The 23,403-nt window shown below is 63.7% G+C and carries 24 protein-coding genes; 8 read left to right on the forward strand and 16 right to left on the reverse strand.

Annotation, left to right across the window (positions count from 1 at the left end):
* Nucleotides 1–45: 45 nt before the first annotated feature.
* From AB6B38_RS06365 to AB6B38_RS06375, 3 genes are read right to left on the reverse strand one after another with little or no spacing between them, the layout of a single operon-like run.
* The gene (locus AB6B38_RS06365) at nt 46–591 is read right to left on the reverse strand and encodes a YceI family protein (protein WP_188452038.1); all 546 of its coding nucleotides are present in this window, start codon (nt 589–591) and stop codon (nt 46–48) included.
* Nucleotides 592–626: 35 nt separating this feature from the next.
* Nucleotides 627–1,211 carry a cytochrome b gene (locus AB6B38_RS06370; RefSeq protein WP_371394943.1) on the reverse strand — a complete coding sequence of 195 codons (585 nt, stop codon included), beginning with the start codon at nt 1,209–1,211 and terminating at the stop codon, nt 627–629.
* A gap of 6 nt (nt 1,212–1,217) precedes the next feature.
* Nucleotides 1,218–1,814 (reverse strand): YceI family protein, encoded by a 597-nt coding sequence (locus tag AB6B38_RS06375; RefSeq protein WP_188452036.1) that lies wholly within the window; start codon nt 1,812–1,814, stop codon nt 1,218–1,220.
* 247 nt (nt 1,815–2,061) lie between these two features.
* Between AB6B38_RS06375 and AB6B38_RS06380 the strand changes: the two genes are divergently transcribed.
* Together AB6B38_RS06380 and AB6B38_RS06385 are read left to right on the forward strand one after the other, a co-directional pair.
* Nucleotides 2,062–3,846 carry an acyl-CoA dehydrogenase gene (locus AB6B38_RS06380; RefSeq protein WP_371394945.1) on the forward strand — a complete coding sequence of 595 codons (1,785 nt, stop codon included), beginning with the start codon at nt 2,062–2,064 and terminating at the stop codon, nt 3,844–3,846.
* Nucleotides 3,847–4,198: 352 nt separating this feature from the next.
* Entirely contained in the window at nt 4,199–4,327 is a 129-nt protein-coding gene (locus AB6B38_RS06385) for a hypothetical protein (RefSeq protein WP_267905770.1), read from the forward strand.
* Here the strand turns inward: AB6B38_RS06385 and AB6B38_RS06390 are convergent.
* Nucleotides 4,324–4,707, reverse strand: a complete 384-nt coding sequence (locus AB6B38_RS06390; RefSeq protein WP_217978981.1) for a DUF4870 domain-containing protein — start codon at nt 4,705–4,707, stop codon at nt 4,324–4,326. The genes AB6B38_RS06385 and AB6B38_RS06390 overlap by 4 nt on opposite strands.
* Before the next feature lie 83 nt (nt 4,708–4,790).
* Here AB6B38_RS06390 and AB6B38_RS06395 point away from each other — a divergent pair, with 83 nt between their 5' ends.
* The 4 genes from AB6B38_RS06395 to AB6B38_RS06410 are packed head-to-tail and all read left to right on the forward strand — an operon-like array spanning nt 4,791 to nt 7,101.
* Complete coding sequence (locus AB6B38_RS06395) at nt 4,791–5,072, forward strand: hypothetical protein (RefSeq protein ID WP_371394946.1); 282 nt, start codon at nt 4,791–4,793, stop codon at nt 5,070–5,072.
* Nucleotides 5,069–5,398: a YbjQ family protein gene (locus AB6B38_RS06400; RefSeq protein ID WP_371394947.1), complete on the forward strand. Its 330-nt coding sequence runs from the start codon at nt 5,069–5,071 to the stop codon at nt 5,396–5,398. The genes AB6B38_RS06395 and AB6B38_RS06400 overlap by 4 nt, the downstream gene beginning before the upstream one ends.
* Nucleotides 5,395–6,186 (forward strand): signal peptidase I, encoded by a 792-nt coding sequence (lepB, locus tag AB6B38_RS06405; RefSeq protein WP_233351796.1) that lies wholly within the window; start codon nt 5,395–5,397, stop codon nt 6,184–6,186. The genes AB6B38_RS06400 and lepB overlap by 4 nt, the downstream gene beginning before the upstream one ends.
* A 42-nt stretch (nt 6,187–6,228) precedes the next feature.
* Entirely contained in the window at nt 6,229–7,101 is an 873-nt protein-coding gene (locus AB6B38_RS06410) for an SDR family oxidoreductase (protein WP_371394948.1), read from the forward strand.
* A gap of 261 nt (nt 7,102–7,362) precedes the next feature.
* Here the strand turns inward: AB6B38_RS06410 and AB6B38_RS06415 are convergent, their stop codons facing one another.
* The 12 genes from AB6B38_RS06415 to AB6B38_RS06470 all read right to left on the reverse strand — a co-directional run bounded on the left by AB6B38_RS06415 (nt 7,363) and on the right by AB6B38_RS06470 (nt 20,472).
* A complete protein-coding gene (locus AB6B38_RS06415) occupies nt 7,363–8,577 on the reverse strand; it encodes a TIGR03862 family flavoprotein (RefSeq protein WP_371394949.1) in 1,215 nt (404 codons plus the stop codon).
* Entirely contained in the window at nt 8,574–9,350 is a 777-nt protein-coding gene (locus AB6B38_RS06420; RefSeq protein WP_371394950.1) for a crotonase/enoyl-CoA hydratase family protein, read from the reverse strand. Before AB6B38_RS06420 ends, AB6B38_RS06415 begins: the two co-directional genes overlap by 4 nt.
* A 3-nt stretch (nt 9,351–9,353) precedes the next feature.
* Nucleotides 9,354–9,638, reverse strand: coding sequence for a helix-turn-helix domain-containing protein (locus tag AB6B38_RS06425; protein ID WP_371394951.1), 285 nt, complete (start codon nt 9,636–9,638; stop codon nt 9,354–9,356).
* Between the two features lie 18 nt (nt 9,639–9,656).
* Complete coding sequence (locus AB6B38_RS06430; RefSeq protein WP_371394952.1) at nt 9,657–10,469, reverse strand: sulfite exporter TauE/SafE family protein; 813 nt, start codon at nt 10,467–10,469, stop codon at nt 9,657–9,659.
* On the reverse strand, nt 10,469–11,458 hold the full coding sequence (gene dusA, locus AB6B38_RS06435) for a tRNA dihydrouridine(20/20a) synthase DusA (RefSeq protein WP_371394953.1): 990 nt from the start codon (nt 11,456–11,458) through the stop codon (nt 10,469–10,471). The genes AB6B38_RS06430 and dusA overlap by 1 nt, the downstream gene beginning before the upstream one ends.
* A gap of 221 nt (nt 11,459–11,679) precedes the next feature.
* Nucleotides 11,680–12,030, reverse strand: a complete 351-nt coding sequence (locus tag AB6B38_RS06440; RefSeq protein ID WP_371394954.1) for a DUF3147 family protein — start codon at nt 12,028–12,030, stop codon at nt 11,680–11,682.
* A 19-nt stretch (nt 12,031–12,049) separates the two neighbouring features.
* The gene (locus tag AB6B38_RS06445) at nt 12,050–13,078 is read right to left on the reverse strand and encodes a hypothetical protein (protein WP_371394955.1); all 1,029 of its coding nucleotides are present in this window, start codon (nt 13,076–13,078) and stop codon (nt 12,050–12,052) included.
* A gap of 4 nt (nt 13,079–13,082) precedes the next feature.
* Entirely contained in the window at nt 13,083–16,226 is a 3,144-nt protein-coding gene (locus tag AB6B38_RS06450) for an efflux RND transporter permease subunit (RefSeq protein ID WP_371394956.1), read from the reverse strand.
* Nucleotides 16,227–16,238: 12 nt separating this feature from the next.
* On the reverse strand, nt 16,239–17,864 hold the full coding sequence (locus AB6B38_RS06455) for an efflux RND transporter periplasmic adaptor subunit (RefSeq protein ID WP_371394957.1): 1,626 nt from the start codon (nt 17,862–17,864) through the stop codon (nt 16,239–16,241).
* Complete coding sequence (locus AB6B38_RS06460; protein ID WP_371394958.1) at nt 17,861–19,033, reverse strand: TolC family protein; 1,173 nt, start codon at nt 19,031–19,033, stop codon at nt 17,861–17,863. The genes AB6B38_RS06455 and AB6B38_RS06460 overlap by 4 nt, the downstream gene beginning before the upstream one ends.
* A 78-nt stretch (nt 19,034–19,111) precedes the next feature.
* Nucleotides 19,112–20,074, reverse strand: a complete 963-nt coding sequence (locus AB6B38_RS06465; protein ID WP_371394959.1) for a M56 family metallopeptidase — start codon at nt 20,072–20,074, stop codon at nt 19,112–19,114.
* A complete protein-coding gene (locus tag AB6B38_RS06470) occupies nt 20,071–20,472 on the reverse strand; it encodes a BlaI/MecI/CopY family transcriptional regulator (protein ID WP_371394960.1) in 402 nt (133 codons plus the stop codon). Before AB6B38_RS06470 ends, AB6B38_RS06465 begins: the two co-directional genes overlap by 4 nt.
* 736 nt (nt 20,473–21,208) lie before the next feature.
* On the opposite strand from AB6B38_RS06470, the gene zwf reads away from it, so the two are divergent.
* Nucleotides 21,209–22,672: a glucose-6-phosphate dehydrogenase gene (gene zwf, locus AB6B38_RS06475; RefSeq protein WP_217978989.1), complete on the forward strand. Its 1,464-nt coding sequence runs from the start codon at nt 21,209–21,211 to the stop codon at nt 22,670–22,672.
* The gene (gene pgl / locus AB6B38_RS06480) at nt 22,665–23,375 is read left to right on the forward strand and encodes a 6-phosphogluconolactonase (protein WP_371394961.1); all 711 of its coding nucleotides are present in this window, start codon (nt 22,665–22,667) and stop codon (nt 23,373–23,375) included. The genes zwf and pgl overlap by 8 nt, the downstream gene beginning before the upstream one ends.
* Nucleotides 23,376–23,403: the final 28 nt, after the last annotated feature.

Raw genomic sequence — 23,403 nt, forward strand, 5'->3', positions numbered from 1 at the left:
TCCCCGGATGGCTGCGCCACCGGGGAATGACAAGTTGTTGGAACCCTACTCCGCATCCGCCTCGATATGCAGGCGCACGGTGACGGTGGGTGCCACTTCGGCCCAGCTGGAACCGCCCACGCCAAACTCTGCCCGCACGATCTCCAGACTGCCTTGCGCCACGGCGCGGCCATTATTGATCTCGACAGTGAAGGGCAGAACGGCGCCGCGGCTCTCGCCCTTGATGGTCAGCGTGCCACGGGCCTCATAGCCTTCATCAGTGGCCACAATCTCTTCGGACACAAAGACCGCTTCGGAATATTCGGCCACATGCAGGCCATCGCGGCTGACCAGAGCCGACTGGTATTCACGGTTCGGGATAGTGCCGGTATCGCTGGTCACGCGCGCGGAAATCTGCGCGTTTTCAAGATCTTCCGGATCGAAGCTGATCTCGGCAGAGAACTCGGCGAATGTGGCGGCCACGGCCTGCCCGAAAACACGGGTTTCGGCGGTCACTTCAGACGCAGCTGTGTCAATCACCCAGTCCTGAGCCGACAGGGGAAAAGTGCCGGTCAGGGCAAAGGCAAAAGCGGCGATGGATGCACGGATCATGGGGAGGTCTCCGTTATCGGTTGTTTTTCTGATATTTATACGCGGGGTTTGAGAAACGGGATCATGCGGGTGAGCACGTTGTCCCTGTTGATGAAATGGTGCTTAAGGGCCGCGCCCACATGCAGGGCCAGCAGCACAAAAATCACCCAGCCGCCAGCGCCATGAATCGAGCCGAGCGGTTCATAGGCCTCGTTGGGCACCGGCAGGTGCGGCAGTTCCAGCGCTGGATTATTGGCCAGATAGCTCGGGAAATTGGTCGCCGAGGCCGTCAGCCAGCCCAGCACCGGCACGGCGATCATCACCGCGTAGAAAGCGATATGCGTGGCGCGCGCGGCTATTGCTTCCCACGGCTTCATCGTGTCCGGCATGGGCGGGACCTTGTGCGTAAACCGCCAGCCGAGCCGGGCCAGCGCCAGCACGAGAAGGCTGATCCCGATCGTCTTGTGCCAGTTATAATAGGTCTGCACCTCGGCAAAGCTCAGCTCGCCCGCCAGCGCCTGATCGCGCATATCCTCCATCTGCCAGCCCATGAAGATCATGCCGACCAGCAGGGCCGCCATCAGCCAGTGGAGGAGAATAGCGACCGCCGTGTAGCGGGGTTGTTCGGTGGTGCTCGTCATCGCGCCCTAATCCCTTGCGATAAATTCCGCCTCGATAGATAGGCGCACCGTGTCACCAATGAAATTGCCTGGCAAGCGGCCAATATCGAACTGCGTCCGGTCGATCTCGAAATAGCCTCTAAATCCCAGCATGTTACGCCGGACTAGCGGATTGAAGACGCCGCCGTAAAACTCTGTTTCCATTATGACAGGACGGGTCACCCCTTTCAGGGTGAGCAGGCCGTGCACCTCGCCTGTCACCTCACTTGTTACAACTATCCTCTCGGAAACGAACACAATTTCGGGATGGTCAGCCGCATCCAGCCAGCCGGAGCCGCGCAACAGTTCGTCAAAATCAGGATCACCGGTAGAGACCGAGGCCGCGTCCACGATTGCGGTCAGTTCTGCGTCTTCCGGGCGGACAGGATCAAACTCGAGGCTTGCGCGCACGCCGTCAAAGCGCGCCGTGTACCAGGAGAGCCCCAGATGGCGCACCTGCCAGGTGACGCTCGTGTGCTCGCCGTCCAGCTCCCACGCGCCCGCAGGCAGCCGGGCAGGATCCGTCACCGGCGCGGAAACGCAGGACGCTAGCAGCAGCGTTATCGCAGCAAGCACAAGACGCATGGGACAAGCCTCCTTCAAGTCTTGACGCAAAGCTAGGGCGGATGGCGGGGATGTCATGGATCCCCCTTGTTCGTTTCACCGGCGTAAGCCGGTGCCCAGCCCTTTCTGGGTCCCGACTTTCGTCGGGAAAACCCAGCACTGGGTGGAATCAGCTCCCGCGCCCCCATGCCGCACAGCTTCGCCCTCGCGTTCGGCGCGCGCCGCGCTATGTTCCCTGTCGCAAAAACCTGAACCGGGGAGACCATCCATGAGCTATCGCGCGCCTGTCCGCGACATCCGTTTCAGCCTTGAGGAAATCGCGGCGCTGGACAGCGTGCGCGCCACCGGCGCTTTCCCGGAGTTTTCCGGTGATCTGACCGGTGCCATCCTCGAGGAAGCGGCCAGGCTCTGCAATGACGTGATCGCGCCGCTGAACTGGCCGTCAGACCAGCAGGGCTGCACGCTGAAAGACGGCGAGGTAAAAACCCCCGATGGCTTCCCGGCGGCCTATGCCAAATTCGTCGAAGGCGGCTGGCAGGGCCTGCAGTTTGGCACAGAACATGGCGGAATGGGCCTTCCACGCGCGCTGGGCTGCGCACTGATGGAGATGCTGCAGAGCGCCTCGATGAGCTTTGGCCTTGGTCCGATGCTCTCCTTTGGCGCCATTGAGGCGCTGATCGCGCATGGTTCTGACGAGCAGCGCACGCTCTATCTGCCGAAAATCATTTCCGGTGAATGGTCAGCCACGATGAACCTCACCGAGCCGCAGGCCGGATCGGATGTCGGCGCGCTGCGTACCAAGGCCGAACCCAATGGCGATGGCAGCTGGGCGGTTTCAGGACAGAAAATCTACATCACCTGGGGCGAGCATGACTGCGCAGAGAATATCATCCATCTGGTGCTGGCGCGCACGCCAGACAGCCCGGCCGGCACCAAGGGCATCTCGCTCTTCCTGGTGCCCAAATTCCTGCCCGATGAGAACGGTAATCCCGGCAAGCGCAATGGCGTGAAAGCCATTGGCCTTGAACACAAGATGGGCATTCACGGCTCTCCCACCTGCACAATGGAATATGCAGGCGCTACCGGCTGGCTGATCGGCGAGGAAAACCGCGGCATGGCCGCCATGTTCACCATGATGAACTCGGCGCGCCTGAATGTGGGCGTGCAGGGCGTCGGCATTGCCGAGCGCGCCTATCAGCAGGCGTTTGAGTTTGCAAAAGAGCGCCGTCAGGGCCGCGCACCGGGCGTCGAAGGCCCTGCCCCGCACGCGATCATCGATCATCCTGATGTGCGCCGCACGCTGGGGCTGATGAAAGCGAAGATCGAAGCGGCGCGCGCGATATGCTTCCACGCGGCGGTGGAAGGCGATCTGGCCGAGCACCACGGCGACGAGAAGGAAGCGGCCTGGTCGCGCCGGCGCGAGGAATTGCTGATCCCCGTTGCCAAGGCCTGGTCGACCGATCTCGGTGTCGAGATCGCCTCGCTTGGCGTGCAGATCCATGGCGGGATGGGCTTTATCGAGGAGACGGGCGCCGCCCAGCATTACCGCGATGCGCGCATCGCCCCGATCTATGAGGGCACGAACGGCATTCAGGCGATCGATCTGTCAGGCCGCAAGCTGTCCATGGAGGGCGGGCTCGCCTTTGCCGAGCTGATCGAGGATATCCGCCAAACGGTCGAGGATTGCGAGACCTCGTCCAACCCGGCTTTGCCCGAGCTGGCGGCGCGCCTGAAGCCCGCTGCCGATGCGCTGGAAGAGGCCACAGGCTGGATGATATCGGCCGGCATGGAAGACCGGCTGGCCGGCTCCACCGCCTTCCTGAAGCTGACCGGCGATGTGACGGGCGGCTGGCTGTTGTGCGTCGGCGCGGTGGCCGCGCAGCGCCGCCTGAAAGAGGCCGAGGGTGATGCGGCTTTCTCCGAGAACCGTATCGCGCTGGCGGGCATCTATGCCGAAACGGTGCTGGCCGCCGCGCCGGGCCTGCTGGGCGAAATCCGCATGGGCGCCGCCCCGCTTTTCGAGCCGGGTCTTGCCATGCTGGAGAGTGCGTGACCTGCTAAACTCCCAGACCCCTCCATGTCATCCCCCGCTTTATGCGGGAGACCCATGCCCCTTTGGTTGCGTTTCCCCGACGCAAGTCGGGATTCAGAAAGAATGGACCCCGGCTCGGGGGCCGGGTCCCCGGATTGGGGCGCCGTTCGGGAAAATTCTGGCAGCTTCACCATAGACCTCTCCACCGGGGTCCCGGCCCCCGAGCCGGGACCCATGGCCGTGTCTCACTGCAAGACAGGCTTGGCACTCCAGCCATCGCAGCCGGCGTGTAGGGCAGCCCGATGGCGGACTGATCTTATCCCCTCCCTCTCGCCTGCCCGTATCATGCACCTCGCCGGTCTGGTGGAAGGGCATGACCCTGATCCCGCTGGCCGTAGCGGGATGTTATGGCGTGACAGCGCTGGCCGTGTATCTCGGTACCGGACGGGCAGCGCGGCGCATAGGCCCCGCTGCCACTGCCGGCAAACTGCTAGCCGCCTAGATCCAGAAACCGCGCGGATCGGTGTGGGTGCGTCCCTCCGTCAGGCGGATCAGCCCCACTACCGCGCGCACGATGAACCAGATGGCCGTGGCCAGCATGATCAGAAGGCCAAGGCCGAGCAGCCAGATGGTCAGCACGCCGATAATCATGCCGGCAAGCCCGTACCAGAAGGTGCGTATCTGATAGACGTAGTGGTTCTTTATCCACTCCGGCGCCTCGGTCATGCGCACATAGGCCAGGATCACCGCAACGATGGCGGTCAGGCCCGTCACCACGGAGAGTATCTGCAATATGTAACAGACAAGCGCGAAGGTGCGGTCCGTGTCATTGGGGCCCGGTGCCGGTGGCGGGGCGGCTTGTGTGGTCTGCTCTTCGGTCATGGGGAGAGGCCCTTCCTTGTCATGGCGTGCGGCGCTGAAACGACACTGTTACAAATTTAATGCAGGCGCAGTGGTGTTTCGCCTTGGTTGTCACGCGCGGCGCGGCCAATATTCAGCCCATGATTGGTACGGATAATCAAGCTGGCAGCGCCCTCGCCCGATGGCTGGAGCGAGGCTTTCTCGCCGCTGGCGGGCTGGGCCTGGTGGTGCTGGGCATCGTGCGCGTGATCGCGGGCGAAGGCCTTGCCTATCCGCAATCACTGGTCTGGATGCTGCCGTGTGCCCTACTTGCAGCGGGCTGCACACTGCTCTACTGGCGTGTGGCCACACGAATGCCGCGAATGACAGGCAAGGAAGCCCCATGACCAGCCCCGCCATTATTGTAACCATGTCAGACAGCGTGCCCGGCCGCCAGTTGGGCGATGTCCTGGGCATTGCGCGCGGCAGCGTGGTGCGCGCGCGCTTTTTCGGGCGTGACTTCGTTGCCGGCCTTCGCAATCTGGTCGGCGGCGAGGTGAATGAGTATACCGAGCTCATGGCACAGGCGCGCGAGCAGGCCATGGCGCGCATGATAGCGCACGCCGCCGAGCTGGGTGCCGACGCCGTCGTCACCTTCCGCTTTTCCACTTCCACCATCACTGAAGGCGCTGCCGAGATCCTGGCCTACGGGACGGCAGTGAAGCTGACATGACCGATCATTCCGGCGACGGCGAAGTTCGCTCGCAGAACATGGTGACTGCCTTTTTCCGCCGCGTCATGTCGGAGTTTGGCGAGACGATCCGCTTCTTTGCCGGTGTGGCGGCCGTCTGGTTTGCGCTGGTGACATTCGGGTTTGCCGCCTTCCACATTCCCTCCGAGAGCATGCAGCCGGCCCTGCAGGTCGGCGACCGCGTGCTGGTCTCGAAATTCTCATACGGCTATTCGCGCCATTCCCTGCCGCTGGGCATTGGCTACGCCCTGCCGGACAGCTGGACCGGACGCCTTCTGCATTTTGGCGGGCCGGACCGGGGCGAGGTTGTCGTGGTGCGCGATCCGCGCCAGGGCATCAATATCATCAAGCGTGTGATCGGCCTGCCCGGTGACACGATAGAGGTGCGCGGCGGCCGCCTGATCATCAATGGCGATGTCGTCGAGCGCGTGGAGCAGGACGTGATCCGCTACCGCACGCGCGAGGGGCAGATTGTCGCGGTGACGGTCTATGAGGAGCTGCTGCCCAATGGCAACAGCCATATCATCTATGAACGCACCGACAGTGCGCTGCTGGACAATGCCGGACCCTTCCGCGTGCCCAGTGACAGCTATTTCCTGATGGGCGACAATCGCGACGCATCGGCAGACAGCCGCGTCGCTACCCAGCTTGGCTATGTGCACCGCGACAATATCGTGGGCCGTGCCTTCACCGTGCTCTTCACCTTTGCCAGCTGCCGCAATGAGGAAGGGCTGACCTGCCCGCCCTGGAGGGTCTTCCGCGGACTGTAATTGCGCTCTAGGCTCCCCTGCCTGAAAAGGGAGGAGAGCCAGATGAGCCTGCGCGGCAAGACCATCTTCATTACCGGAGCCAGCCGGGGCATTGGTCTGGCGATTGCGACACGCTGCGCGCGCGACGGAGCCAATATCGCCATTGCGGCCAAGACGGCTGATCCGCACCCCAAGCTGGAAGGCACGATCCACACCGCCGCCGCGGCCATAGAAGCCGCCGGTGGCAAGGCCCTCCCCATACAGTGTGATATCCGCGACGAAGACAGCGTCGAAGCCGCCGTGAAAGCGACGGCTGAGCGTTTCGGCGGCATCGACATTGTCATCAACAATGCCTCGGCCATCTTTCCGATGCCCACGAAAGACACGCCCGCCAAGCGCTGGGATCTGATGCACCAGGTCAATGCGCGCGGCACCTATATCGTCACGCGCGCCTGCCTGCCCTATCTGGAGAAGGCAGAGAACCCGCACATCCTCGCCCTCTCCCCGCCGCTGGACATGCGCGCCAAATGGTTCGGCCCGCACGTGGCTTATACCAGCGCCAAGTATGGCATGAGCCTGTGCGTTCTGGGCTGGTCGCAGGAGTTCCGGGGCAAAATTGCCGCCAATGCGATCTGGCCGCGTACCGCCATCGCCACTGCCGCCATCGCCAATGTGCTGGCGGGCGAAGAGGCGTTCAAAAACTGCCGCAAGCCGGAAATCCTCGCCGAGACCGCCTACCGGGTTCTCACCAAGCCGGCGGCGGAATTCACCGGCCATTTCCTCATCGATGACAGCTTCCTCGTCTCCGAAGGCGTCACCGATCTCGACCAGTATTCGGTCGAGCCGGGGGTGGAATTGCTGCCCGATTTCTTTGTGCCGGACGATCCGCCCGCCCCGCCGGGCGTGAAGATCATGGCGATCCCGCTGGGGCATTAGGTTTCCGGGCGCGACTTCCAACAGTTGTCATGGCCCGGTTTATCCGGGCCACCTATGCCTGGGAGATGAAGGCTAGCGGGTGCCTTGCAGGCCGTTGTGCGGCCTGAAAAGCGCGACTGCGCGCCCGCGACTGCCTGTGCCCGCGCAGGCGGGTATTCGCGGAATATCGCAACGCGGCCTGCCCCCGGCTACGACCGGGGGATGCGTTGCGGAACTAAAGAGGCATGGGTCACCCGCATAAAGCAGGTGATGACAAACCGGTCAGGCTTTCATCCCGTCGAACCACTCCGTCACACCCCTCGCCGCCGCGATTCCCGTCGCAAAGCTCGCCTGCAACAGATAGCCGCCTGTAGGTGCTTCCCAGTCGAGCATTTCGCCCGCCGCGAACACGCCGGGCATGGTCTTGAGCATGAAGTTCCCGTCAACGGCGCTGCGGGCAATGCCGCCTGCGCTGGAGATCGCCCGCTCCAGCCCCTGCATGCCGGTCAGCTTGACGGGCAAGGCCTTGATGCGCTCGGCGAGCTGTTGCGGCCCACGCGGCACTGCACCCGTCTCGCGCAGGAGCGCGGCAGAAAGCGGTGACAGGCGGGCCTGCTTTCGCAGCGTGTTGGCAAGCGACTGACCGGGCCTGGCCGAGGCGAGGCGCGCCGCCAGCGCGTCTCCGGCGATGTCCGGTGCCAGATCGAGCACCAGCTCGGCCCTTCCCTCAGCCTCGATCGCCGCGCGCAAAGACGCGCTCAGCGCGTAGATGGCCCCGCCTTCGATGCCATAGGCCGTGATCATGGCCTCGCCGCGCATCATGCGGCCCTGATGGGTGAAGTTGGCGGCTTTCAGCGGCTGCCCCGCAAAACGCGCCTTGAACACATCAGACCAGCCTGCATTGAACCCTGCATTGGCGGGCGCAAAAGGCGTGATCTCCACTCCGCGCTCAGCAAGCCAGCCTGTCCACTCGCCCCTGGACCCCAGACGCGGCCAGCTGGCCCCGCCAAGGGCGAGGATCACCGCAGCGGCCTCGATTGCCCGCTCAACGTCCTCCGGTCCGGAAACAAGAAGGCGCCCGGCATCGTCAAAACCGCGCCACTCATGGCGGGTGTGGATGGTGACGCCCAGCCCGTCCAGCCGGGCCAGCCAGGCGCGCAGAAGCGGGGAGGCTTTCATGGATTTTGGAAACACCCGCCCGCTGGACCCGGTGAACGTCTTCTGCCCCAGCCCTTCGCACCACGCGGCAAGCTCCGACGGAGGGAAAGCGCAGATCGACGGCTCCAGCCACTCCCTTGCCGCGCCATAGCGCTGCAGAAACGTGTCCAGCGGCTCGGAGTGGGTGAGGTTCAGCCCGCCCCTGCCCGCCATCAGGAATTTGCGCGCCACGCTCGGCATGCGCTCGTACACATCAACGGCGAAGCCTTCGCCTGCCAGCTTTTCAGCGGCTATCAGGCCCGCAGGCCCCGCCCCGATAATGGCAACGCGCTGGCTCATCCTTCAGGCTTGTCGAAGCGCCCGCCCCGGCCTTCACCGTCTGAAAAGCGTGTGGCGCCCTCCACCGTCTCGCCGCTCTGGAGGGTTTTCTCACCCCATGCGAACTCGGCAGCGAGGGCCTGTTCCTCGGTGAGGCTCCACTGGGTGAGCGTGCTCATCCGGTCGTTACGCAGGCAGGTTTGCGGGAAGGCGGCGATCTCGCGGGCGAGCGTAAGCGCAGCCTCCAGCGCCTCGCCGGGCTCTGCCAGCCGGTTGGCAAGACCAATTGCGTGGGCTTCCTCCGCGCCGACGGGGCGGCCTGTCAGGATCATGTCCAGGGCGCGCGACTGGCCGATCAGGCGCGGCAGGCGCACCGTCCCGCCATCGATCAGCGGCACACCGAACCGCCGGCAGAACACGCCAAAAACGGCCGTCTTCGCCGCTACGCGCATATCGCACCACAAGGCGAGCTCAAGCCCGCCCGCGACCGCATGGCCCTCCACGGCCGCGATAACGGGCTTGGAGAGCATCATGCGGCTGGGGCCCATCGGTGCGTCGCCATCCGGCTCTGTGCGGTTGGGTGTGCCGCCTGCAATGGCTCTGAGGTCCGCGCCCGCACAGAAAGTCTCACCGGCGCCGGTGAGGATGGCAATGTCCGCCCCTTCATCGGCCTCAAACCGCCGGAACGCATCGGCGAGCGCCCGCGCGGCCGCGCCGTCCACCGCATTGCGCCGCTCTGGCCGGTCGATGGTGATGATCGCGGTGCGGTCTCTGGTCTCGTAGCGGATGGTCATGGGTCAGGCGGCGCCATCCAGCGCGCGCGCGACGGCGTCCGGCATGGAGGCAATCACGCGCAGATAGTTGCGCGTGGCTGCATCGGGCTTGCGCCTGCCCTGCTCCCAATCGCGAAGGCTCGCCACCGGTACGCCATAACGCGCGGCGAATGCAGGCTGGCTAAGCCCCGTCGCCAACCGCGCCTTGCGGGCCAGCACCGCCGCGCGGCCCCGCTCGAACTCTTCATCCGAGAGCGGCGCGTCGGGATCAGGGGCGTGATTGGCAATCATCAGAGCAGTATACGGCAATGCCGCACCCCTTTCAATCTACCCCCATACGGCCGAGCGCAGCATGTTGAGGGCGACCAGCGCCAGCCCCACCGCAAATGCCTGGCGCAGGCGTGCGGCGTTGAGGCGATGCGCGAGCGCCGCCCCCAGCGGGGTTACAAACACCGCCGTGATGGCCAGCAGCGCAAAGCCCGGGAGCGAGACATAGCCTAGGGAAAACGGCGCGCGATCCGCCACGCTCCAGCCGGTAATGACAAAGCCAAGAGCTGCGGGAAAGCCTATAGCCACGCCAAAACCGGCCGCCGTCGCCACCGCGACATGGATCGACCGGCCAAAGACGCTAAGCAGCGTGACGCCGAACACGCCCCCGCCAATGCCCATCAGTGCCGACAGTATGCCGATTGTGCCCGCGAGCAGCGCCCGGAAGGGCTGACCCGGCAGATCATCGCCGAGCTTCCAGTCGGCCCGGCCGAAGAAGAATTGCAGCGATAGCACCAGAGCGGTCAGCGCAAAAATGAAGACCAGCCCGCGCGTCGGGATCGCGCCGGCTATGGCAGAGCCAGCCAGTGCACCGAGCACGATCCACGGGCACCATTTTTTCAGCACGGCGAAATCCACAGCGCCGCGCCTGGCGTGCGCCATGACGGAACGCGCAGACGTGATGACGATAACGCTCAGCGAGGTGCCCACTGCCGCGTGCATGGCGTGTTCGGGATAACCCAGGAAGACCAGCGTGTAGTACATGGCCGGGACCATCACGACCCCGCCGCCAATGCCGAACAGGCCCGCGATCAATCCGGCGAACGCGCCCACGGCCAGCAGGGTAAGCAGGTAGACTATATAGGTTTCCATCAGGCCGCCGCACGCGCCTCCCTCACGGCGCTGAGCGCCCGTTCCACCACATGCCAGCCCGCGCCGTCGCGATTGGCCTCTGTCGACAATATCTGCCGCCAGCGCCGCGCGCCCGGCATGCCTGTGAACTGGCCCAGCATGTGGCGTGTGATGGCGTGCAGGCGCACACCCTTCCCCAACTGGCTTTCGACGTAAGGCCGGTAGGCCTCGACGACCGCGAACGGGTCATCATACGGGTCCGCCTCTCCAAAGAAGACGCTGTCCACACGCGAGAGAATGAAGGGCGTGTGATACGCGGCACGGCCCAGCATCACGCCGTCCAACCCGGTCATCTCGGCTTTCGCATGCGCGATATCTGCCAGCCCGCCATTCAGGATGATTTCCAGATCGGGGCGCGCCGCTTTCAGGCGCCGCACGATCTCGTAATCCAGCGGCGGAATATCCCGGTTTTCCTTCGGCGACAGACCTTTCAGCCACGCCTTTCGGGCATGAACGATAAACGTGGTCACGCCGCTTTGCGCTACTGTCTCGACGAAGGCAAAAAGCGCCTCTTCCGGGTCCTGCTCATCCACGCCGAGCCGGTGTTTCACCGTTACCGGCACCGAGACCGCCTCGCGCATGGCGGCCAGGCAGTCAGCCACCAGTTGCGGCTCGCGCATCAGGCAGGCTCCGAACGTGCCCGACTGCACCCTGTCAGACGGGCAGCCGACATTGAGATTCACTTCCGCATAGCCGAAATCTTCCGCGATGCGCGCTGCCTGTGTCAGCAAGGCCGGATCACTGCCGCCGAGCTGTATCGCGACCGGGTGCTCTGAAGGGTCAAACCCGATGAGGCGCTTCGCATCGCCATGAATGACGGCCTGATCCACTGCCATCTCGGTATAGAGCAGCGCGCGGCGCGACATGACGCGGTGAAAGGCCCGGCAATGCCGGTCCGTCCAGTCCATCATGGGCGCAATACAGAATTTATGTGATTGATTTAATTGCACTTTCTATTTGCACTCAATGCGTTGATTAATGGCGTGTGCACTCGAGTTTACGACGTAACGCGACGCATTTCGCCAGGGTTCGATCACGCTCTGCACACAGGGAACACACGCCCTGGCTACGATCATGAGGCGACCGTCCGGCTCATGGAGAGTGCAGATACGGCGTAAGGGGCAATATGCAAGCCAAAGCTTACCGACGGCCCGTTCCACGCCTCGGCCGTTTAAAGCTGAACGCCAAACCTCGACACAATGGCAGCCGTGAGCAGGTAGAGCGACACGGTCAGGACAAGCCCGGCGCCCAATGCGGGATAAAAGTCCACACCGCGCCGGATCAGTGCCGGGACGAGAAGAAACATCGGCAGGCTCGGCAGCACGTACCAGAACGTAGCCTCGGCATGTGCGGCGATCCGCTCAGGGTCTGGTACATCGCGCCATAGCCAGATCATGCCCAGCACCGAGACAAGCGGAAGCGAGGCGAGCAAAGCCGCCATCGCAGGACTGCGCTTGGCCAGCTCAGAGACCGCAACGATGATCAATGCGGAGATGATCGCCTTGACCGCGAGATAAAGCACCCGCCTGTCCTCCTGCCTGTTACTCGCGCACCACCACTGTGAAGGACGAGAGTATCACCTCACCCTGATGACGCACCTCAACGAAAAGTCTGTGGACGCCCGGCTCGTCAAAGCCGATCTCGAAGGTAAGGTCCGGACCGGCGAAGGCCTCATCCGTCACCGGTTCGGCGCCAGACGGATGCGCATGCGCCATCTGCGAAGCGCCGGCGTTGAAGCCGACAATGTGCGCAAATGCACCCAGATGGGGCTGGAGCGTCGTGACCGGCGCGCCCTCGGCATCTGCCACTGACAGCGTCATGACGTTTGCCATGCCGGCGCGGATGGACGCTTGCGGGGCAAGCGTGAAGGAGAGGCCGCCGGCCTGAGCCGTCAGGATGTCAGCCGGAATGATGTAAGGCGCTGCCTCATCGCCCACGCGCACCCAGTCAGTGGCGCGAACAGCGCCCGCGTCATGGGCGTGCGCGTCCTCCCCGTGTCCGGCATGGTGATCGTCGGCCTGAGGGTCATGGGCATGATCATGGCCGCCGCCATGGCTATGGCCTTCGGTCGCGGCCGGTGAATCGAGCGGTTCCGACAATTGGCCATCCACCCAGACGCGGTAGATGCGCGGGTGCGCCGGTGTAAAGCCGAGTGTGGCGCGGCCCTCGGCGTCCGGTTCGATATGCAGGTGATGGAAGTCCTCGAGGCCTTCATCAACGATCAGCACGTGGACCAGCCGGCCGTGGGTCGGGGCGAAATCAGAACCGGCGACCGGTGCGCCGTCAGGGCCTGACAGCTGGAGAGTGAGAGTTGCGTCCTGACCGGCGGCCAGCTCGCCAGCGGCTTCGGCGGTCAGACGCAGACCACCGGGTTGCTGGTCGGCGTCGTCGGTGTGGGCGTGGTCGCCATGATCATGTCCGTGATCGTGTCCATGGTCGTCATGGGCGTGGCCGTGATCGTCATGCTGGTGGCCGTGATCGCCATGATCATGGCCGTGCTCCTGGGCGAACGCGGGAACGGCGAAAAGGGCCGCACTGAGCGCGGCGAGGCTGACGAGGGAAAGACGCATGGGTTCAACTCCTTGAAGGGGCGGGAACAGGCATCGCAGCAGGCTCGGCTTCACGCCGGCCGCCGCCGTGATGTCGTACCGCGCCGAAACGTAAATAGAGTGCGGGCAGCACGATCATGTTGAGCAGGGTGGAGGACACCAGACCGAACAGGATCACAACCGCCATGGGGGCTTGTATCTCGCTGCCGGGCTCGCCGCCTCGCAGTGCAAGCGGGACAAGGGCCAGGGCCGTGGCGAGCGCTGTCATCAGGATTGGCACCAGGCGCTCCATGGCACCGCGCCGCACCGCTTCCTCGAACGTTGCGGCTTCGCCGCTGAGTGTGAGGTGACGGATGTGGGACACCATCATCACGCCGTTACGCGTGGCGATGCCGAACAGGGTGATGAAGCCGATGATGGACGCCACCGACAGCACCCCTCCGGCTGCGAACACGCCAATCACCCCGCCAATCAGCGCAAAAGGCAGGTTTGCCATGACCAGCGTCGCATCCCGTGCCGAGCTGAACGCCATGTACAACAACAGGAAGACACCGACGATCACGGCAACCGAAAGCACTGACAGGCGCGCCGTGGCTTCATTCGCGCTTTCAAACTGTCCGCCATACTCGATGTAGTAACCCGGCAGGAGATCGATATTGGCAGCAATGTTGGTCTGAATGTCGCCTACAACGCTGAGCAGATCACGGCCTGCCACATTGGACATGACGACAATCTTGCGCTCTACGTTCTCACGGCTGATGGTGTTGGGACCCCGGTCACGGCGTATGTCAGCCAGCGCGCGCAGCGGAACTTCGCCGCCGCCAGGCGTGATGAAGCGCGTGTCGCGAACAGCATCAAGGTCCTGGCGGTTTTCGGCGGCGTAACGCACAACAAGACCGTAGGCCGCGCCATCTTCTAGAACCTGGCTAACCTCCACTCCCGCAAAGGCGGCTTCGACCGCTTCTGCGACATCCTGAACATGCAGCCCGTGCCGGGCTATGGCATCGCGGTCGAAATCAACTGTGAGCACCGGGACATCGGCCTGCTGCTCGACCGAGAGGTCAACTACACCTTCAACCGTTTCCATCTGCGCACGGACCTGTTCTGCGATCCTGCGTAATTCATAGAGATCAGGCCCGAACAGTTTCACAGCGATACTCGCCCGTGTGCCGGACAGCATGTGATCGATCCGGTGCGAGATCGGCTGGCCTATAGTCACATTCATCCCGGGCAGCGCGCCGAGCGACCGGCGCAGGTCTTCCAGGAAATCCTCCCTTGAGCGATCTCCCATTTCCAGCGTCACTTCAATCTCCGAGGCGCTGACCGCCTGGGCGTGCTCATCGAGCTCGGCCCGCCCGGTCCGGCGGGCGGTAGCCACGACTTCCGGCTGGTCCAGCAGTATCCGCTCCACCATGGCGCCCAACTCGTTGGACTGTTCTAGCGAAGTGCCCGGCAGCGTAACCGCACTGACCGTCAGGCTGCCCTCGTTAAAGTCGGGCAGAAAGGCACGCCCGGCTGTCGCCAGAAGGGCAAGCGACGCTGCAAGCGCGACGAGCGAAAGCCCGCCAAGAATGGCCCAGTGCGCAAGAGTGATATTGAGCACGGGGCGGTAAGCTGCGTGCACCATGCGGGCCAGCCACGGTTCGCGATCAGTGCGGATCGTGCGCGACCCCGGCATGAGGACGGCTGCCAGCGCCGGCGTCACCGTGACCGCCACCAGCAGCGATGCCGCCAGCGCGATTACATAGGCGAGCCCCAGAGGCTGAAGCAGGCGGCCCTCAACCCCGGAAAGGAAAAAGAGCGGCAGGAAGACCAGCATGATGATCAGGGTGGCAAAGACAATCGACCCTTGAATTTCCCGCGTAGCGTCTTCGACGACTTTCAATACGGGCTGCGGTGCCTGGCTTGAGCGGTTGACGCGCAAACGCCGCACCACGTTCTCGACCACGATGATCGCGTCATCGACGAGCGCGCCGAGCGCGATGGCCATGCCGCCGAGGGTCATCGTGTTGATGCTGAAACCCAGCCAGCGCAGGGTCAGGATCGCCACCACCAGCGAAAGCGGAATGGCCAGAAGCGAGATGAGCGTCGCCCGCCCGCTCATCAGGAAGGCAAACACGATCACCACGACGAGGATTGCTCCGTCCCTCAACGCATGGAGGACATTTTCAACCGCGACCTCGATAAAGTTGGCCTGCCGGAACAGATTGGTCTCGATGAACATCCCCTCGGGCAGTCCGGCCTCGACTTCCCCGATAACCCGGTCCAGCTCTTCGGTAAGTGTAAGTGTGTTCGTGTCCGGCTGCTTCTGGATGCCGATAACGACCGCCGGGTTGCCATTCTGCGAACCTGTGCCGCGCGTGATCGCCGCGCCCATACGCAACTCGGCCAGATCCCGGACCAGCACTGGTACGCCCTCAACCTGCCGGACCGCCGTTGTGGCTATGTCCTCAAGCGACCCGACCCGGCCGACACCGCGGATCAGGTATTCCTGACCGCCTTGCGAAACGAAACCGGCCGAGGAGTTGGCGTTGGTCCGGGCGACAGCGGTCATCACCTCTTCAAAGGTGATGCCGTGGGCCGCGAGACGCTCGGGGCGCACATCAACCTGGTACTGGCGCACTTCGCCGCCAATGGGGATGACCTGAGCAACGCCCGGAACCGCGAGCAGCCGCCTTCGCAACGTCCAGTCGGCCGCAGTGCGGATCTCCATCTCGCTATGCTGGTCTGATCCGAGCGCGATAAACATCACCTCGCCCATGATGGAGGACACCGGCGCCAGTACGGGCGCAGGCACGCCGGGCGGCAAGGTGTCGCGCACAAGCTGTAGTTTCTCCGCCACGATCTGCCGGGCCAGGTAGATATCCGTGCCCCACTCGAAGTCGGCCCAGATGATGGCGCTGCCGACCGATGTGGATGACCGCACGCGGCGTATGCCCGACGCGCCATTCAGGGCCGTCTCGATTGGCAGGGTAATCAGTGTTTCAACCTCTTCCGGCGCCATGCCGTGCGCTTCAGCAACGACCGTTACGGTGGGCGCCGTCAGGTCCGGGAAAACATCCACAGGCATGCGCGTCGCTTCCCAGGCGCCCCACGCCAGAAGCGCCAGACCGCCCATAAGCACAAAGGCCCGGTTCAGGAGCGAGAAGCGAATGGTCTGGTGTATCATGCTCGCTCCGGTTCAGTGCGCATGGCCGTGACCGGCTTCTGCCGGTCCACTGGCGGCCAGATGGACAAGGTAGGCGCCTTCAGTCACCACGCGCTCGCCGGGCTCGAGGCCTGACGACACGCCGACGAGATCGCCGTCCCGAACGGATATCCGTACCGGCTGGCGGCGCCAGTTCTCTCCATCGGCCATCACAAAGACGACACTCTGGCCTGCCTCGTCGACGATGGCGCTGACGGGGATAATAGCGCCCTCAGAGCGGTCAGCCGTCCGCACCCGCGCATTGACCAGTGTGCCGGCGGCAAAACCGGCCGTGTTTTCAAACTCGAAAATGACCGGCACGGTGCGGCGTACGGGGTCAACCGCACCACCAGCTGCCACCAGCCGGGCGGCGTAGTCGGCGAGATCATGGCTCCGGCTGTCTCCCGGCAGCGTGAACCACGCGCCTTGCGGTTGCCCAAGGCGTGGAGCATCGATCTCGGCGAGCTGAGCCACCAGCCGGATGCGGGAGAGGTCAACAATCCGGAAAAGCGGTTCCCCCGCCTCGACATAGCTGCCAGGACCCACATCCATGCGGGCGATGCGGCCTGAGACCGGCGCTCTGATGGCGACGCCGCTTTCGCCTCCGGTTCCATCGAGCCGGGCCTGCGCCGCATTCAGGCGAGCACGCTCTGTCTGAAGGCTGGCCTCGGCCTGCTCCACCCGGTTGCGCGCCACGGCCCCTGCCTCGAAAAGTGCGGAGACTCTCTCGTACTCGGCGCGGGCAACATTGAAAGCGGCGCGGGCGCCATCACGGTCCGCCAGCAGCCCCGGAGCGTCCCGTTCACCCGCCAGTGCCGGCGCAATCATGGCGATAACCTCGCCGCTTTCTACCAGGTCACCGATCTGGGGAAAGCCCGCACCGGAGGAGAGCACTATGCCAGCGGTTTGCGCCGTTACCCGGGCATCACCGGCTGGGGCAGGCTCCAGAGCCGCAGATGCGCGAATGGAGCGGAACAGCACGCCCTCACGCACCTCGGCGGTGGCAAAATCCACCTGCCATTGCTGTTCCTTGGAAAAGGGTATGAGATCGCCGTCTGTCTCGTCAGCAGGCAAGGAGGCGTCAGCCGCTAGCGCTGTGGTGAAGACCTCATAACGCCCAAGCTGGTGGACCGAAACCAGATCGCCCGACTGGAGGATCACGCTCACGTCGCGGATCACAGCATGGCGAGGCCGGACGACCGGACGGAAAATACCCCGGACGGGAGATGGTCCGGCGGTGAAGGTTTCTTCCGGAGCTCCACCGCCCGCCAGACGGACAGTCGCCTGCCCCTCGCCTATCGGGGTGAAATCGGCCAGCCGCGTGAAATGCGCTGCAAATGGTGAGTCACGGTCAACCGCGAACGGCGGAAACTCTACGAAAAGCTCCGTCAGTTCGGTAAAGTCGGTGACAACAACTCCACCACCATGGGCATGTTCATCGTCACCATGATCATGCTCATCTTCCCCGTGATTATGGCTATCTGCGCCGTGGTCATGGCTGTCCGTGCCGTGGGAATGCCCGCCGTCTCCATGATCATGGTCATGATCGTCCGCGCCAGAGCAGGCAGCCAGAAACCCGGCTATCAACAATGCGGTCAGTATCAGGTCAAGGCGCATCATTCGGTCTCCGCAAGCAGGGCATTAAGCGCAATCTCAGCCTGACGCGCCCGGAATTTGAGGGATATCGCCCGCGTTTCGGCATCAAAGGCCGCACGCAGGGCGTCGATGGCTTCGAGCACGCTGATTTCACCAGACTGGTAGGACACAAGAGCGATCCGCTGCATCTCGCGTGCGGACACCAGAGCATCGGCCTCGTAATCTGTTGCGGTCTGATGGAGCACCGCGGCACGGCGGCGCAAAGCGCCCGCTTCGGCCTCAATCCGGCGTTGCTCGCGCCGCAGTCGGGCCTCGGCCAGCCGGGCATCGGCGGCGCGGGCGAGGCGTTCGCCCTGGTTTCGGTCAAACAGGGGCAAAGGCAGGCTGGCGCTGACGACTACCCCGGTTTCCGCTCCCATGCCCTCTGCGTGGCGAACACCCAGGCCGAGATTGACCTCCGGTGCCAGTCGCGACGCCGCAGTCTCCCTGGCGGCAGCTGCTTCCACCCCGGCCTCGAGGACGGCGAGCCGGGCCGGGGTGTTCGCCCCGCCGAGCGTGGCCAGGCCCTCGGTGCCGGGTAACAGATCGCCCTCTATACGTGCGGACAGCGCCTGTTCCGATCCGGTCGCGATGAAAAGTTCATCGCGTGCGCCTTGCATGTTGAGCTGCGCTTCCGAGACGAAACCCGGCAAGACAAGGGTCTCCTGGCGCACGCGTTCCAGTTCAAATCGCGACGCATCCCCCGCCTCGACACGCTGCAGTGTGGCTGCCTCAAGGCTCACGAACTGCTCGCGCAGCCGTTCTGCGGCCTCCAGCTCTGCCTGAGCAGCCAGGACGCCATAGAAGGCGCCAAGCGTATCGGCCTGCAAGTCCGCCTGGGTCACAAAACCCTGCGCCCGGGCCGCCACCAGGTCTGCACGCGCTCCATCGGCATGTAATGAACGGCGGCCCGAGAAGTCGAAGGCGCGCTCCAGCGACACGGTGGTCTCTACGTGGTCTCCGCCAAATCCCCGCTCGCCTTCACGCTCGACCGAGAGCACAGGGTTGCGCCAGGTCTCCGCCGAGATAACCGCGCCTTCGGCCATTTGCGAAGGCGCATCGATAAAGACACGGTTTGGTGCGTTTTCCAGCGCCAGCCGGACGGCTTCGTCGGCCGTCAGCACTTGCGCGCCTGCGATTGCCGGCAGCGTCATTGAACAGATCAAGACCGCCAAACACCGAGCCGCTATCGGTTTTTTGGATGCAACAAAACGGAGAGAGGAAGGCATGGTCTAGCCTCCAAGCGTGAGAAACAGGGATTCAATTTTGTGGTGAAGGGGCTCCAGCGCCAAAAAGGCCGCGAAGAGCAACACTCCGCCCGATGCACTTGCCCTTGCGATTGAGCGCGCAGGGGCCTCGAAGTCCGGCTCGAGCAGAGCCCGCACGCGTAGCGTGATATCTGCATCCTGAAACTGCGCCGACAATGCACAAGCGTTGGCGTGGACACGTTCCATACGAACCAGCGTTTCCGCGATCCGGATGGGCGCATGGTGAAGCGCCACAGCCCTATCACACGCCTGCTCCTGAGCCAGCACCAGCGCCTGGCGCAAATGCGCTTTGGCTGTGTCAGGGAACAGGCTGCACAGAACCTCAAGGACAAAGCGCGCGGCAAGGTCTCCGCGCGCCAGATGAGCCCGTTCATGCGCTTCGATGATCGCACTGCCTTCCGCCCCGGCCCTGTCTGCGACTGCGTCACTCAGATAGATAGCCGGTCTTAGCACCCCGACAGCCAGTGCGAGCGGTTGATCGGAAGCGATCCTGCGCACGACGTTATCGCGCCGGATCGAAACACGCTCCAGCGTCCGCTTTAGACGCTGTGTTTCGACAATTGCTGCAATTGACGCCTGTCCGATCCGCAGCAGGAGCAAAACCGCGATCAGCACCATAGTCCAGGCACTGATGCCGGGGCCTGTGAGCGCGCCATGGCCCGCCCAGCCAGACAGGCTGTCATGGCGGTGGACAGGGGTGAGCTCCAACGCCACAGCATGCGGGAAGAACACGACCCCGAGAGCGACAAACGCCCCCAGCACATAAGGCGCCGCTGCAAGCGTCAGGACAAAGCTGGCGCGTAGAGCCGGCTGGACCCGTCTGATCGCGCGGATCAGACCCGGTGCGGCAAAAGTCAGTCCGGCTGTCGAGACCGCGAAGATACCCAGGCCGGCGGACAGCGCGATAATCGCCTCGCCTCCTGTCATGACGGGTCTCCGCCAATCCGGCGCTTGTGATGCTCGATCAACGCCTCAAGCTCATCCAGAAGGCTCGGGTCTGCCTGTGAAGCATAACCGGCAAAGGCGGCCATCAAGCCGCCCTCCTGCCCGGAACTGAACCGGCCCAGCAACTCCTCAATTAGGCGCGCCAGCACCGCTTCGCGGCTTCCCGTCGGGGTATACACAAAGGCATGGCTGACCCGCTCACGGGCCAGAAGACCTTTTCTGTGAAGCCTTTCGAGTGTGGATTGTATGGTCTGCAGTGAATTGCCGCGTACGGCACCGACGCGCGCATGGACGCCGCGTGCCTCGCCCTGGCCTGCATGCCAGATGTCTTCCAGCACCGCGATCTCCAGATCGCCCAGCTTCAGCTCCGAACACGACATGACACAACTCCCTGCACCTTTTGCTTATGCTGAAAAAGACCGACTGGCAATCGGTGTTTTGACTGGAGGCGCTCAGGTGAGCAGCGTCGCCTCATATCGTCGGCTACCTACCCCCTCAGGTCTGACCGGCATCTGCCTGTCACAATCACTCGCAGATCCAACCGGTTCGTACGCAATCAGACAAACAACAGAAGCCCAATTGCACGAGGGCGAGATAAAAGGCGCGGCACTATTGCGCGCTATATCTTTGTTTTGCTTATTTTTACCGTGCCGCGGCTGAGGTGACCGTGCCACCATGGTTCGTATCACTATGATTTCATTGAATATTTTTAGATCCACTGACGCCATCGAGCGCGTTAGTGGCCAGACGGGCTGATACGGCCCATTTCCGGCCAGCCCAATTTCGCGGGCGTGCTCATGCCAGCCATGTAGGCCAGGCGCGAAAAAGGGCAAACCGGCACGCCTTGCGCTAGCCATCGCCCTCCCTGCCCGGACATCAGATACGCCATCTGTCAGCCCGCCAGGGAGTCTGACCCGGCGCGGGTCCGCCCGCGCCTGCGGCATCAAGCGCAGGAGCGACTCTATAAAGAGGTCATTTTCCTTGTATTATTGAAAATGACACCGGTTGCATAAATTTGCGGCCCAAGGCAGTCTTCCCCAATCGGCACAGCTTGGTCCAGTATGCTGCTACAGCACAATACGAACACCGCCCCATACAGGGATTTGACGCGAATCGATGGCAGAACTCGTCCCGGTTGAAGCCTTTGACATGGTCATTTTCGGCGCGACCGGCGATCTGGCCCGGCGCAAGATTCTGCCTGCCCTTTTTCACCGCTGGTGCGACGGACAGATACCGGAAAACTCCCGCATCATCGCGGCTGCGCGCGAGGATATGAGCACGGCGGAATACCTGGTGCGGGCCGGCGAATTTGTGAACGGGGACAAGAAGGACAAGGCCTGGGCCGCATTTTCAAAGCGCGTGACCTACACCGCTATCGATGCACACGGCGAAAGCGGCGGATGGCAGGTCATCCGCGATGCGCTCAAAGGCGATGAGGCGAAAATCCGCCTTTTCTACCTCGCCCTGCCGCCTTCGGTTTACGGCCCGGTGTGTGCCGCGATTGGCAAGCACGCACTGAACACACCGGCCAGCCGCATCGTGCTGGAAAAGCCGATCGGTCATGACTTCCATTCGGCCCGCCACATCAATGAAGCGGTTGGCGCGGTGTTTGACGAGGCATCAATCTTCCGTATCGATCATTATCTCGGCAAGGAGACCGTGCAGAACCTTCTGGTGCTGCGCTTTGCCAACATGCTGCTGGAACCGGTGTGGAATGCAGGCGGTATCGACCATGTACAGATCACTGTCGCCGAGACCCTCGGCGCCGGTGAGCGCGCAGACTATTACGACCGGGCCGGCGCATTGCGCGACATGGTGCAGAACCATTTGCTGCAGCTTCTGTGCCTGGTGGCCATGGAGCCGCCGCTCAGCCTGGAGGGTGATGCGGTTCGCACCGAGAAGCTGAAAGTGCTGCGTGCCTTGCGCCTGATCCGCGCCGAAGATGCCGGCAAATGCCTCGTCCGCGGACAGTATGGCGCCGGGATGATCGATGGCTCTCCCGTACCCGGCTATACCGACGAGCTCGGTCAGCCGTCGAAAACAGAGACCTTCACCGCCATCCGGGCCAGCATTGATAACTGGCGCTGGGCGGGCGTGCCCTTCTACCTGCGTACCGGAAAGCGCATGGCCAAGCGCCGCTCGGAGATCATCGTCCAGTTCAAGCCGGTGCCGCATGACATTATCCGCGCCGATGCCGGTGTCCTGCAGCCCAATCGCCTCGTCATACGCCTGCAGCCCGATGAGGGGGTCAAGCTGATGATGATGACGAAGGATCCGGGCCCTGGCGGGATGCGCCTGCGCTATGTACCGCTCAATCTGAGCTATGCCGACGCATTTGAAGCTGACTATCCGGACGCCTATGAGCGCCTGCTGATGGCGGTGGTACGGGGCAATCTGGCCCTTTTCATGCGCCGCGACGAGGTGGAGGCGGCCTGGCGCTGGACCGATGCGGTCATCCGTGCCTGGACCGAGGGGGCAAGCCCCGTGCACAGCTATGCCGCCGGCACGGACGGTCCCTCGCAAGGCGCATTACTGCTGAGCCGGGACGAGCGCGAATGGTTCGATGGCGATCATGCCTGACCGTTTCGAACCCTTCGAAAACAGCGACGCAGCGGCCAGCGCTCTGGCAGATGCAGTAGCGCAAACATTGCGCGGCGCGCTGGCAACGCGCCGCCGGGCCAGCCTGATCGTATCGGGCGGCTCAACGCCTGAACCCGTTTACCGCCGCCTTTCGGTTACCAATCTCGACTGGGCACGTATCGATGTCGTGCTGGCCGACGAGCGCTGGGTGGCGGCGGGCGAAGAGGGATCCAATGCCGATTTCATCCGCCGCACGCTGCTGACCAGCAACGCCGCCGACGCGGCCTTCACGGAGCTCAAGAGCCCCGGAGCACGCCCCGCCGACGGCCTGCAGGCTGGTGAGGCCCGGCTGTCGGCCCTCAACTGGCCGGCCGATTGCGCGATACTCGGCATGGGTGATGATGGCCATACCCTGTCATGGTTTCCCCGCGCGGACGGGCTGGAGGATGCGCTGTCAGCGTACGGCAGTCTCTGCGCAGCCATTTCGGCCCGGCCAAGCCCGGTCACAGGTCCGCTGACCGAGCGCATCACTCTGACCCTGCGCGCACTCGAAGGGGTAAAACTCTGCGCCCTGCTCATCCGGGGCAGCGCCAAGCGCGCCGCACTGGAAAAGGCGCGCCTACCCGGCCCTGCCCGGGACATGCCGGTGCGCGCGCTGCTGAACCACCCCTCACTCGACCTGCAGATATTCTGGTCGCCCTGACGCGACGCAACGCCCGAAGGCCAAAGCC

The sequence above is a fragment of the Glycocaulis abyssi genome, from assembly GCF_041429775.1.
Lineage (GTDB): Bacteria > Pseudomonadota > Alphaproteobacteria > Caulobacterales > Maricaulaceae > Glycocaulis > Glycocaulis abyssi.